General features: G+C 56.7%; 13 protein-coding genes. 8 read left to right on the top strand and 5 right to left on the bottom strand.

Annotated features, from left to right (window positions below; translation table 11 throughout):
* Positions 1–143: 143 nt before the first annotated feature.
* The 3 genes from prs to lolB form a co-directional block, all read right to left on the bottom strand.
* Positions 144–1,091, bottom strand: coding sequence for a ribose-phosphate diphosphokinase (gene prs / locus ACLIBF_RS12580; RefSeq protein WP_006118899.1), 948 nt, complete (start codon positions 1,089–1,091; stop codon positions 144–146).
* Between the two features lie 136 nt (positions 1,092–1,227).
* Positions 1,228–2,085 (bottom strand): 4-(cytidine 5'-diphospho)-2-C-methyl-D-erythritol kinase, encoded by an 858-nt coding sequence (gene ispE / locus ACLIBF_RS12575; RefSeq protein WP_159223442.1) that lies wholly within the window; start codon positions 2,083–2,085, stop codon positions 1,228–1,230.
* Entirely contained in the window at positions 2,082–2,705 is a 624-nt protein-coding gene (lolB, locus tag ACLIBF_RS12570; protein WP_279809971.1) for a lipoprotein insertase outer membrane protein LolB, read from the bottom strand. Before lolB ends, ispE begins: the two co-directional genes overlap by 4 nt.
* Before the next feature lie 216 nt (positions 2,706–2,921).
* On the opposite strand from lolB, the gene hemA reads away from it, so the two are divergent.
* The 6 genes from hemA to kdsA are packed head-to-tail and all read left to right on the top strand — an operon-like array spanning position 2,922 to position 8,243.
* A complete protein-coding gene (gene hemA, locus ACLIBF_RS12565; protein ID WP_031377321.1) occupies positions 2,922–4,178 on the top strand; it encodes a glutamyl-tRNA reductase in 1,257 nt (418 codons plus the stop codon).
* A 42-nt stretch (positions 4,179–4,220) separates the two neighbouring features.
* Positions 4,221–5,303, top strand: a complete 1,083-nt coding sequence (gene prfA, locus ACLIBF_RS12560) for a peptide chain release factor 1 (protein ID WP_031377320.1) — start codon at positions 4,221–4,223, stop codon at positions 5,301–5,303.
* Positions 5,303–6,136 (top strand): peptide chain release factor N(5)-glutamine methyltransferase, encoded by an 834-nt coding sequence (gene prmC, locus ACLIBF_RS12555; RefSeq protein ID WP_089561227.1) that lies wholly within the window; start codon positions 5,303–5,305, stop codon positions 6,134–6,136. Before prfA ends, prmC begins: the two co-directional genes overlap by 1 nt.
* Positions 6,137–6,159: 23 nt before the next feature.
* A complete protein-coding gene (locus tag ACLIBF_RS12550; protein ID WP_031377318.1) occupies positions 6,160–6,552 on the top strand; it encodes a SirB2 family protein in 393 nt (130 codons plus the stop codon).
* 1 nt (position 6,553) lies between these two features.
* Entirely contained in the window at positions 6,554–7,363 is an 810-nt protein-coding gene (gene sirB1, locus ACLIBF_RS12545) for an invasion regulator SirB1 (RefSeq protein WP_031377317.1), read from the top strand.
* A gap of 25 nt (positions 7,364–7,388) precedes the next feature.
* Positions 7,389–8,243, top strand: a complete 855-nt coding sequence (kdsA, locus tag ACLIBF_RS12540; protein ID WP_031377316.1) for a 3-deoxy-8-phosphooctulonate synthase — start codon at positions 7,389–7,391, stop codon at positions 8,241–8,243.
* A gap of 69 nt (positions 8,244–8,312) precedes the next feature.
* On the opposite strand, the gene chaA is transcribed toward kdsA, so the two are convergent.
* Complete coding sequence (chaA, locus tag ACLIBF_RS12535; RefSeq protein WP_448309903.1) at positions 8,313–9,404, bottom strand: sodium-potassium/proton antiporter ChaA; 1,092 nt, start codon at positions 9,402–9,404, stop codon at positions 8,313–8,315.
* Between the two features lie 369 nt (positions 9,405–9,773).
* Here chaA and chaB point away from each other — a divergent pair, with 369 nt between their 5' ends.
* The gene (chaB, locus tag ACLIBF_RS12530; protein ID WP_031377314.1) at positions 9,774–10,004 is read left to right on the top strand and encodes a putative cation transport regulator ChaB; all 231 of its coding nucleotides are present in this window, start codon (positions 9,774–9,776) and stop codon (positions 10,002–10,004) included.
* Positions 10,005–10,232: 228 nt separating this feature from the next.
* Positions 10,233–10,910 (top strand): gamma-glutamylcyclotransferase, encoded by a 678-nt coding sequence (locus ACLIBF_RS12525; protein ID WP_031377313.1) that lies wholly within the window; start codon positions 10,233–10,235, stop codon positions 10,908–10,910.
* Between the two features lie 97 nt (positions 10,911–11,007).
* Here ACLIBF_RS12525 and ACLIBF_RS12520 read toward each other — a convergent pair whose 3' ends face one another.
* Entirely contained in the window at positions 11,008–12,435 is a 1,428-nt protein-coding gene (locus ACLIBF_RS12520) for a serine/threonine protein kinase (protein ID WP_279809972.1), read from the bottom strand.
* Between the last annotated feature and the right edge of the window lie 42 nt (positions 12,436–12,477).

Here is a 12,477-nt window from a genome sequence, read left to right as displayed (position 1 = left end):
CGGCGTTTTACTAAAAGAGTGGGTGGCGTTGAAAATAGTCGATTTTGGGGAAATTTATCGCGGGAATATCAGAAAAGGAAGCGAGTTAATCGGATCATCAGCGGCATGAAAAAAACCGGGCGCGTGGCCCGGTTTGGCGAAGATTAATGCTCGAACATGGCCGAGATTGACTCTTCGTTACTGATGCGGCGAATCGCTTCAGCCAGCATGCCAGACAAGGTCAGGGTGCGCACGTTCGGCAGTGACTTCATCTCTTCAGACAGCGGAATGGTATCGCAGACAATCACCTGATCGATCACTGACTTACGCAGATTTTCAACGGCGTTACCAGAGAAGATCGGATGGGTTGCGTAAGCAAATACGCGCTTGGCGCCCCGTTCTTTCAACGCTTCAGCCGCTTTGCACAGCGTGCCGCCGGTGTCGATCATGTCGTCGACCAGCACGCAGTCGCGGCCAGCAACGTCACCAATAATGTGCATCACCTGAGAAACGTTCGCGCGCGGGCGGCGTTTATCAATGATGGCCATATCGGTGTCGTTCAGCAGTTTAGCGATAGCACGGGCACGTACTACGCCACCAATATCGGGAGAAACAACAATCGGGTTTTCCAGACCGATCTGCAGCATGTCTTCCAGCAGAATCGGGCTGCCAAATACGTTATCAACCGGGACGTCGAAGAAGCCCTGGATCTGCTCGGCGTGCAGGTCAACCGTCAGAACACGGTCAACACCGACGCTGGAAAGGAAGTCTGCCACTACTTTAGCGGTAATCGGTACACGCGCGGAGCGCACGCGGCGATCCTGACGGGCATAACCAAAGTAGGGGATGACTGCGGTAATACGACCAGCAGAAGCACGACGCAGCGCGTCGACCATCACAACCAGTTCCATCAGATTATCGTTGGTGGGAGCACAGGTGGACTGGATGATGAAAATATCACCACCGCGTACATTTTCGTTAATCTGTACGCTCACTTCACCATCACTGAAACGCCCAACGGCGGCGTCTCCCAGACTGGTGTAAAGGCGGTTGGCAATACGTTGTGCTAGTTCCGGGGTGGCGTTACCAGCAAATAGCTTCATATCAGGCACGAGAAGAACCTCAGGCTTTGCGTCCAGAGAATGAACGGCACGACAGTAACCGGCGAATACGGTCATGGGCGTTCACACGGGTGTGTTGATGCGAAACGTGCAGTGTCTGGAACGGGGTGACACTGTCACGCAATCGCTAATCGCCTCGCAGGGCACGCTGTAACGGCGAAACATTTACGCCTCGGGCTACAAATCCGCGCACCCCATTCGGGGCAAGTTCCAGCACCTGACGAGCAGCAGACTCGGTGTCAAATTCAGCAAACACACAAGCGCCAGTGCCAGTCAGGCGCGACGGCGCGTATTCTAGCAGCCAGGAAACAAGCTCATCAACCTCGCGAAAACGTTTTCTTACCACTGCTTCACAATCATTAGCGAAGGGTGAGGATAAAAGCGTCGCTAAAGTGCGCACCGGCGTATCTCGCGTTAGCGCGGGGTCGTTGAAGACTGCCGGGGTGCTGATACTCACGCCGGGATGGGCGACAAGATACCACTTTTCTTCCGGCTCTGCGGGCTGAAGTTGTTCACCTACACCCTGAGCAAAGGCGGCGAAGCCTTTTACGAACACCGGAACGTCAGCACCGAGCTGCACGCCGATCGCCGCCAGCTCGTCCGGCGTCAGGCCGGTTTGCCACAGGTGATTCAGCGCCACCAGCACGGTCGCCGCGTTGGATGAGCCGCCTCCGAGACCGCCACCCATCGGCAGCCGCTTGTCGATGGCAATCTGCGCGCCTGCCTTTGGCGGCAGGGTCTGCTTCGCCAGTGCCGCCTGTTTTAACCGTTCGGCGGCGCGCACAATCAGGTTATCCGCCTCCGCGACGCCCGCCACCGGCGTCAGCAGCTGGATGCGATCGCTGTGATCGGTGCTGATCTGCAACGTATCGCCATAATCCAGAAACTGAAACAGCGTCTGCAGGTTGTGATAGCCGTCAGGACGACGGCCGGTGATGTAGAGAAAGAGGTTCAGTTTTGCCGGTGACGGCCAGTGACTTATCATTGAACGGTCCAGCTGTCCATGCGCAGTTTAATCCGCTGATCGCCTTCTTTCAGCTCCAGGCTGGCAGGCAGCGGCGGCGTGACGTTGCTGTCGTAACCGGCAATCGACACCTGCCAGTTCTGGCCGTCACGGCTGTAATTCAGGCTGCGCAGCTGATAGTTCTCATTAAGCTGAAAATCGGTGGCATCGCCGGGCAGGCCCATCATCCACTGACGCAGATTCGCCAGCGGAATGTTCATACCGGTCAGTTGCGAAATCATTTTCTGCGCATCATTGCTGACGTAGCGTTTGCCCTTGTTGTCAACGATCTGCACCACTGAACCCTGCGCATCCAGCTGCAGTTCGGTGCTGCCAAGCGGATTGGTCAGTAACAGGCGATAGCGGTCAGGGGCAGTTTGCTGCCAGTTAAAGCGCGCGTAGACCTTCTGTTTATCAGACAGGTAAGCAAAAGCGCCGCGCGTCTGATAGTGGGTGACGTGTGAGACCGCCTGCTGATGCTGTTGCCACTGTGGCGCGGTCACGCTGGGGCCCGGGCCTTGCGGTTTGTTAACGCTACAGGCGGCCAGCAATACGCTGGCCAGGGGCAAAATGCGCAACAGAGTGCGTGGTGAATAAAGCATCAAGTGGTCATCTCCTCAGACACGTTTATAATTCGTAACGGATAACGCTAACCATCCGTATTTAAGCCGTCAATGCTGTTATGCAGCAAATTGAGCACGATCAGGTTAATCTTATTACAGTCATAGGCTTTGTATGGCTTTTCTTGATCTGCCGCATCTTGTAGAATGCGCCTCACAAAACCCTGACATTATTGGGACATCCCAACCGAAACCACCATGACGCTGCTCGCTCTCGGAATCAATCACAAAACTGCCCCCATTGCTCTGCGCGAACGTGTATCGTTCGGGCCGGAGACGCTTGAGCAGGCGCTGAACAGCCTGTTATCACAGCCAATGGTGCAGAGCGGCGTGGTGCTGTCGACCTGTAACCGGACCGAACTCTACCTCAGTGTAGAGCAGCAGGCCGATTTGCAGGCGCGTCTGGTACGCTGGTTGTGCGACTATCATCAGCTCGATGAAGAGGATGTGCGCAACAGCCTTTACTGGCATCAGGATAATGAGGCGGTCAGCCACCTGATGCGGGTTGCCAGCGGTCTGGATTCGCTGGTGCTGGGTGAACCACAGATTCTTGGACAGGTGAAGAAAGCCTTCGCCGACTCCTCGCGTAGCCAGGCGCTGAGCAGCGAACTGGAACGCATGTTCCAGAAAACCTTCTCCGTCGCCAAACGGGTCCGTACCGAAACTGATATCGGTGCCAATGCCGTTTCGGTGGCGTTTGCTGCCTGTACCCTGGCGCGTCAGATTTTTGAATCGCTCTCTTCCGTCAACGTGCTGCTGGTCGGTGCCGGTGAAACCATTGAGCTGGTGGCGCGCCATCTGCGCGAGCATCAGGTTAAAAAACTCATTATTGCCAACCGCACCCGTGAGCGTGCTGAAGCGCTGGCCACCGAAGTTGGTGCTGAGGTGATCAGCCTGGCGGAGATCGATGCCCGGCTGGCGGAAGCCGACATTATCATCTCTTCTACCGCCAGTCCGCTGCCGATTATTGGCAAAGGCATGATGGAGCGCGCACTGAAAGCGCGTCGTAATAAGCCGATGCTGCTGGTGGATATTGCGGTTCCACGCGATGTCGAGCCGGAAGTCGGCAAACTGCCCAATGCTTATCTCTACAGCGTCGATGACCTGCAGGCGATTATCGAGCAGAACCTGGCGCAGCGCAAAGCGGCGGCAGTGCAGGCCGAGAGCATCGTGGTGCAGGAAAGCGGTGAGTTCATGGCATGGTTGCGTTCTCAGGGCGCAGTTAACACCATCCGTGAATACCGTTCTCAGGCGGATGAAATCCGTGCTGAGCTGGAAGGCCGCGCGCTACAGGCGCTGCAACAGGGTGCCGATCCGCAGAAAGTGATGCAGGAACTGGCGCACAAGCTGACCAACCGTTTAATTCACGCTCCAACCAAATCGCTTCAGCAGGCCGCCCGCGACGGCGATAATGAACGCCTGCAGATTCTACGCGACAGCCTGGGTCTCGAGTAGGCACCAGGCTGCTGCTACCTGTTACGGGAATCCCACATTTAAATGAAAACCTCTATTGTTGCCAAACTGGAAGCCCTGCAGGAGCGCCACGAAGAAGTGGAAGCGATGCTGGGCGATGCCGGCGTGATCGCCGACCAGGAACGCTTCCGTGCGCTGTCGCGCGAATATGCCCAGCTGACCGATGTCACCCGTTGCTTCCGCGACTGGCAGCAGGTTCAGGAAGATATTGAGACGGCGCAGCAGATGCTCGACGACCCTGAGATGCGCGACATGGCGCAGGAAGAGCTGCAGGCGGCACGCGAGCAGAGCGAAGCGCTGGAGCAACAGTTACAGGTGCTGCTGTTACCAAAAGATCCCGATGATGAGCGTGCCTGCTTCATTGAAGTGCGCGCCGGTACCGGCGGTGATGAGGCCGCAATTTTTGCCGGTGATCTGTTCCGCATGTACAGCCGTTATGCCGAAGCGCGCCGCTGGCGGGTTGAGATCGTCAGCGCCAACGAAGGCGAGCATGGCGGTTATAAAGAGGTGATCGCAAGGGTGACCGGTGAGGGTGCCTATGGCCGCCTGAAGTTTGAATCGGGCGGACACCGGGTTCAGCGCGTGCCCGAGACCGAATCTCAGGGACGAATCCACACTTCCGCCTGCACCGTGGCGGTAATGCCGGAAATACCGGAGGCAGAATTGCCGGAAATCAACGCCGGTGATTTGAAAATCGATACTTTCCGTTCATCAGGTGCCGGCGGTCAGCACGTTAACACCACCGACTCCGCGATCCGTATTACCCACCTGCCAACCGGCATTGTGGTGGAGTGTCAGGACGAGCGTTCGCAGCATAAAAACAAAGCCAAAGCGCTGGCGGTGCTGGGCGCGCGTATTCACGCCGCCGAAATGGCCCGTCGTCACGCCGCCGAAGCCAGCACCCGTCGTAACCTGCTAGGCAGCGGCGATCGTTCTGACCGTATCCGTACCTATAACTTCCCGCAGGGCCGCGTCACCGACCATCGCATCAACCTGACGCTTTACCGTCTGGATGAAACGATGGAAGGGAAAATCGACAGCCTGATTGAGCCGATTGTGCAGGAATATCAGGCGGATCAGCTGGCGGCGCTGGCTGGCCAGGATTAATGGATATTCGTCACTGGCTGAAACAGGCCATTGCGATCCTGAATGGCGGCGACAGCCCGAAGCGCGACGCCGAAATCCTGTTGAGCTTCGTGACCGGCAAGTCGCGCAGCTGGTTAATCGCTTTTGATGAAACCCTGCTCAGCGATCAGCAGCTTAGCCAGCTTGATGCTTTACTGAGCCGTCGCGCCCGCGGTGAGCCGGTGGCGCATCTGGTCGGCGAACGTGAATTCTGGTCGCTGCCGCTGCGCGTCACGGATGCCACGCTGATCCCGCGACCGGACACCGAACTGCTGGTTGAGCAGGCGCTGGCGCATCTGCCGGTGTCCGCAGCCACCATTCTTGATCTCGGTACCGGCACCGGCGCGATTGCGCTGGCGCTGGCCAGCGAACGGCCCGACTGTCAGGTCATCGGCGTGGATCGTATCGCTGAGGCGGTGGAACTGGCACGCAGCAATGCGCAGCAGCTCAATCTGCCGAATGCCCGTTTTGCGCTCAGCCACTGGTTTCAGCAACTCACTCCGCAGCGTTTTGACATTATCGTCAGCAACCCGCCTTATATTGACGCCAGCGATCACCACCTGGAGCAGGGCGACGTGCGGTTTGAGCCGCGCAGCGCGCTGGTGGCAGCAGACGCGGGCCTGGCAGATTTGCGCACGCTGATTGAACAGGCGGCTGACTGGCTGCAGCCCGGCGGCTGGTTGCTGCTGGAGCACGGCTGGCAGCAGGATCAGGCGGTGCGTGACATGATGCGCCAGCACGGCTACCGCGCGGTAGAAACCGTCAATGACTACGGTGGCAATCCCCGCGTTACCCTCGGGCAATCTTCAACCTGAAAGCGGACGAAAAAGGACTCACTATGTACGCCTGGTATCCACTGATCAAAAATCTCCACCTGTTAACGGTCATCGTCACCATTTCGATGTTTGTGCTGCGCTTTTTCTGGCTGCGCACCGGATCGGCGATGCTATCGCGGCGCTGGGTGCGCATTCTGCCGCACGCCAACGACACGCTGTTACTGTTGACCGGTATCTCATTGGTGATGATTACTCACTTCTATCCCTTCACTCCGCAAGGAAGCTGGCTGACTGAGAAGCTATTAGGGGTTATTATCTACATCGCCTTAGGATTTGTGGCATTGAGCCGCCGACCACGCACTGACCGTACCCGCTGGATCGCGTTTCTGGTGGCGTTAATCGCGCTGGTGATGGTCATTAAGCTGGCGCTGAGCAAAATGCCGTTATGGGGATAGTATGACCTCTACCGAACAATTAGATTTTAGCCAGACACCGTTATGTGAAGCGGTGATTGGCGCTACGCTTGCCATCCGCGCCGATTTTCCGGCCGTGTCGGTGGAAGCACAACTTGCGGCCCTGGTGGCCGAAGCGCGTGATTATGTCAGCCAGGCCGGCGATGCCGATCTGAAACTCGAAAAACTGCTGGAGCTGTTCTATCGCCAATGGGGATTTGGCGGCGCCAGCGGGGTATATAATCTTTCTGACGCGCTCTGGCTCGACAACGTTTTGAGAACCCGCCAGGGCACGGCCGTCTCACTGGGCGTGATCCTGCTGCACATTGCTGCCGAGCTGGAGTTGCCGCTGATGCCGGTCATCTTCCCGACTCAGCTGATCCTGCGCGCCGACTGGATTGACGGCGAGAAATGGCTGATTAATCCGTTCAATGGCGAAACGCTCGACATGCATACGCTGGAAGTGTGGCTCAAGGGCAACATCAGCCCGACCGCGCGTCTGTACGATGACGATCTTGATGAAGCCAAAACCGTCACCGTGATGCGTAAAATGCTCGACACGTTAAAAGCGGCGTTGATGGAAGAGAAGAAGATGGAACTGGCGCTGAACGTCAGCCAGGTGCTGTTGCGAATCGATCCTGACGATCCGTACGAAATCCGCGATCGCGGTTTGATCTATGCGCAGCTGGAGTGCGAACATATCGCGCTGAATGATCTCACTTATTTCGTTGAGCAGTGTCCTGAGGACCCGGTCAGCGAGATGATCAAAGTTCAGATTCACGCAATCGAACAAAAACAGGTCACGCTGCACTAAGCGTACCCACTGAAAAGGAAAGGGCATGACACAGAAAGTCGTGAGTATTGGTGACATCAAGGTAGCAAACGATCTGCCGTTTGTACTGTTCGGCGGGATGAACGTGCTGGAGTCGCGCGACCTGGCGATGCGCATCTGCGAACATTACGTCAGAGTGACCGACAAGCTCGGTATCCCTTACGTGTTTAAAGCGTCGTTTGATAAAGCTAACCGTTCATCTATTCACTCCTATCGCGGTCCGGGCCTGGAAGAGGGCATGAAGATTTTCCAGGAGCTGAAGCAGGCTTTCGGCGTGAAAATTATCACTGACGTGCACGAAGCGTCACAGGCGCAGCCGGTGGCGGATGTGGTTGACGTCATCCAGCTGCCAGCCTTCCTGGCGCGTCAGACCGACCTGGTGGAAGCGATGGCGAAAACCGGCGCGGTGATCAACGTCAAGAAGCCACAGTTCGTCAGTCCTGGCCAGATGGGCAACATCGTTGATAAGTTCGCTGAAGGCGGCAACGAGCAGGTGATCCTGTGCGACCGTGGCAGCAACTTCGGTTATGACAACCTGGTGGTCGACATGCTCGGCTTTAACGTGATGAAGAAGGTCACCCACAACAGCCCGGTGATTTTCGACGTCACCCATGCGCTGCAAACCCGCGATCCGTTTGGCGCGGCTTCTGGCGGTCGTCGTGCGCAGGTGGGCGAACTGGCACGTGCCGGTATGGCAGTGGGCATTGCGGGCCTGTTCATTGAAGCGCATCCGGACCCGGATCACGCGCTGTGTGATGGTCCTTCGGCGCTGCCGCTCGACAAGCTGGAGCCGTTCCTGGTGCAGATGAAGGCGATTGACGATCTGGTTAAAAGCTTCCCTGAGCTGGATACCAGCAAGTAATTCTGCTGCAGCAAGGCAAAAAAAAAGAGCGAGAAATCGCTCTTTTTTTTCGTCTGCAGGCGGCGGGCCTTACAGCATAATGGTGACCAGATAACCGGCAAACAACGCCAGATGTGCCGCACCGTTCAGCACATTGGTGCGGCCGGTAGAGAAGGAGAGCTGACACAGGATCAGCGACGCCATCATAATCACCATCTGCGGCGGCTCAAGGCCAAAGATCAGCTCCTGACCAGTCAGGGTAGCGATCAGGGTCACGGCCGGTACGGTTAACGAAATCGTCGCCAGCACCGAACCGAAGAACAGGTTCATCGCGCGCTGCACCTGGTTCATCAGCACCGCTTTAATTGCCCCCAATCCTTCCGGCGACAGGATCAGCAGCGCCACCAGGAAGCCGGTGAACTGTACCGGTGCATTCAATTCGGTCAACAAGCTTTCCAGCGTGTTGGCATTCATTTTGGTCACCGCAATCACCGCCACCAGATGCACAATCAACCAGACGGTGTGCCAGACGCTGCTGTGTGCCGAGGGCTTACCGTGATGGGGATCGCCATCATCGCTCTCATCCTCATGCTCATAGACAAACAGGCTCTGGTGGGTTTTGGTCTGGATCAGCAGGAAAACGCCATACATGGCGGCTGAAATCGCGGCAATCAACAGCGCCTGCTCGGTAGAAAAGTTGCCGCCGGGCAGGGCGTTAGGAAACACCAGCACCAGAATCGCCAGCGGAAAGATAGCGATCAGATATTGCTTCACGCCCGCCAGATTAACGTACTGCGTGGCGAACTTATTGCCGCCGAGCAGCAGGGCGAAACCGACCAGCCCGCCAGTGACAATCATCACAATCGAGTAGAGCGTGTCACGCATCAGGCCGGGCGCGGCATCGCCGGTGGCCATCAGCGCCGAGATCAGGCTCACTTCAAGGATCACTACCGATAAACTCAGTATCAGCGATCCGTAGGGCTCGCCCAGCCGGTGTGCCAGCACATCGGCATGGCGCACCACGCTGAACGCGCTGCTAAGAATGGCAATCAGCGCCAGTATGTTGATACCGACGACGATCGGAAACGAGGTTTGTGCGCCAAAAAAATAGAGTACACCCAGCGTAACGATGGGAAATATCAGCGAGAATTCCTTGTGACGTGTTTTTTCATGTGAAGGCATTCACCATCCTCTCTGGTTAATGATCATAAGGGCAGCGGCGCTGCTGTTAAAATATAATCAGTTTTAGGGCAGCGCGCAGTTTATCTTTTCAACCGCCTGAGCGGGAAAAATTTACTGCTTTTTACTTAAGTACTATAAAATATCGGAAGCCGGTTAACCGGGTGTTATCCAGAATATTGCATTAATAATCAGGTAATAAAGAATCGTTAATCCCCGATGACTTCGCTGTTTATAACGATAAAATGGTTGGATTAAATGAATTTACAGGGTGATTATAAGGATTTTTGTCTAAACTGAGCATAAATCGTTATTTGTATTTTTGCTGTCCTGAGCCAGACTTATTATGACCCTGTAAACCGAGGAGGAAGTATGCCTTACGATAGCCGAGCCGATTTACCTGACAACGTTAAACACGTACTCCCGGCGCACGCGCAGGATATTTACCAGCAGGCGTTTAACAGTGCCTGGTCGCAGTATAAAGAGGCCGAAGATCGCCGCGGCGATGATTCCCGCGAAGAGGTGGCACATAAAGTGGCCTGGGCGGCGGTGAAAAAAGAGTATGAAAAAGGCGATGACGATAAGTGGCATCCTAAGCGCTAATCTATTTGCGTAGCCTGCTTTCATCAAAGGGCCAGAAATATCCGGCCCTTTTTTCTGCCTCTGCTATCAGGTTTATCTGGTTTTTTTTATCCTGCGACCCGCCTCACGCTTGAAACCCCACCAGTAAATGGATTAATGTCAATTTTGTGAACGAAACGCGAAGCCGTTTTGGTGATCGCTACAGAGGAGCCATCTGGACAGGACGCCGTGAAAGTCGAGGAGGTCGCATTGCTTACCCGGGAATTTCTTTTAAAAGCGGATTGTAAAACGTCGTTTGGTGATATCGAAGAGACGCTGCTCTGGAGTTGCGAGCAGCGCGCGGCGTCGCTGGCTGCTACGCTGGCCTGCCGTCCCGATCACAGCCCGGTATGGATCTTTGGTTACGGCTCTCTGATGTGGAACCCGATCTTTGAAGCGGATGAGGTAGCGTCCGGCTCGCTGGAAGGCTGGCATCGCGCTTTCTGTCTGCGGCTGATTGCCGGACGGGGTACCGCCACCCATCCTGGCCGGATGCTGGCGCTGAAACAGGGCGGCCGGACCAGCGGTCTGGCTTTTCGTCTGCCCGAGGCGCGGCTGCATGAAGAGCTGGCACTGCTGTGGAAACGCGAGATGATTACCGGCTGCTATCTGCCGACCTGGTGTGAACTGCAACTGGATGATGGTCGCAGCGTAACGGCGCTGACTTTTATCATGGACCCGCGTCATCCGCTGTATGAGTCAGATTCCTGCCCGGAAGCGATCGCCCCACTGATTGCCGCCGCCAGCGGCCCGCTTGGCTCGAATGCCCAGTATCTTTTTTCACTCGAAGAGGAACTGACTAAACGCGGCATGGAAGAGGAGAGCCTGAGCCGGCTGGCGCATCAGGTGCGGACTTTACAGCAGAGTCACTGCCTGAAGCAGGCCTGATCTCTCTCAGGAACAACAACCCTCACCACCGCCCGGCGGTGAGGTCAGCCAGTCGGGCAGCACAGTCGGAGACTGCTCCAGCCCGTTACCTCGCCAGTCAGTTATCCGGATTAATCAGCCAGGTGCCAGGTTTGTCAATCGTCAACGATTGCGCGTGCGTCACGCTGCCATTGTGGACTTCAATACGATACTGTCCGGCCGCCAGATTCAGTGCAGCGAAACCGCTGCTGCCCGGTTTGACCTCCAGCGGCTGTCCATTGAGCACCACATTCTCACCGCTTTCCAGCTTGAGATAGACCGTTGCCAGCATGGCTGGCGCAGCCGCCACTGGGGTTGTCGGAGCGGGCGCGCTGGCCGCTACCGGTGATTGCGTCACCTGCTCCGGCGCGGCGCTGTGACGATTCGCCAGCCATACCGCAGCAACCACCGCCAGCAGAGCCACGGCAGAGGCACCGATCAGTCCCGGCGACAGCCGACGCACGGTACGCGGTGTAACCGGCTCGGCGGCGGCAGCACCGTGATTCACCGCCATCATGATTGGAGCCGCTGCGTCGACCGGCTCCTCTTCCACTGCGGCGACACTCTCGCCCGGCACCGGAAAACTATTCACCACCGCTTCAACATCGCTCACCGGCAGGTCGATTAACGCAGCAAACGCATCAATCGATTGCGGACGATCGCCGGGTTTCATCGCCAGCGCGCGGTCAATCGCATGCAGCAGCGGCAGGGAATAGCCTGCCGGCTGACGCTCGGCCAGCGGCTGGTAATTATCTTCAATGCAGCGCACCACGCTGACCGGCGGCGGGTTGCCGGTGATCAGGCTATGCAGCACGGCACCCAGGGCGTAGATATCGGTCCACGGACCCTGTTCGACCTCACCCTCTTCGCTGTACTGCTCAATCGGCGCAAAGCCCGGCTTGAGCATGATTTCGGTTTCATCGGAGAGATTGCCGATCTCCTTACGCGCAGAGCCGAAATCCAGCAGCACCGGCAGCTGGTTTTCCTGAATCTGAATATTATCCAGCGAGATATCGCGATGCAGATAACCGGCCTGATGAATGGTACTGATGGCTCCCAGCAGCGGCGGCAGCAGACGACGGATCCAGGCTTCGGAAATCGACTCCGGGCTGGTGATCTGCCACTCTTTTAGCGTCATGCCGCTGTAGTAGAGCGTACCCATATAGGCGGTGCCGTTCTGCTCCCAGAAGCGCAGCACGTGCAGCAGGCCCGGATGGTTAAAGCGGGCCAGCAGCCGCGCTTCCTGAATAAAACTATTCAGGCCGGCGTTAAACAGTTTCTGGAAGCGTTCGCCACGCAGTTCCAGCGTCAAGTCCGCCGCGCGTACCGCCAGCGAAACCGGCATGTACTCTTTGATGGCGATAGTGCGTTCCAGCTGGTGATCCCATGCGCGATAGACAATGCCGAAACCGCCACCGCCAATCACTTCCTTGATCTCAAACTCGTTGAAGCGGTATCCGTCCGGCAGGGCATTCGGAACCGTTTTCTGATTATCATTTGCCGACATAGTGAACTCTCTGAACACGGCCTGCTCGCCAGGCTGCGCGGT

Source organism: Pantoea sp. PGP6, from assembly GCF_053474785.1.
This window is presented reverse-complemented; position numbering and strand designations above follow the sequence as displayed.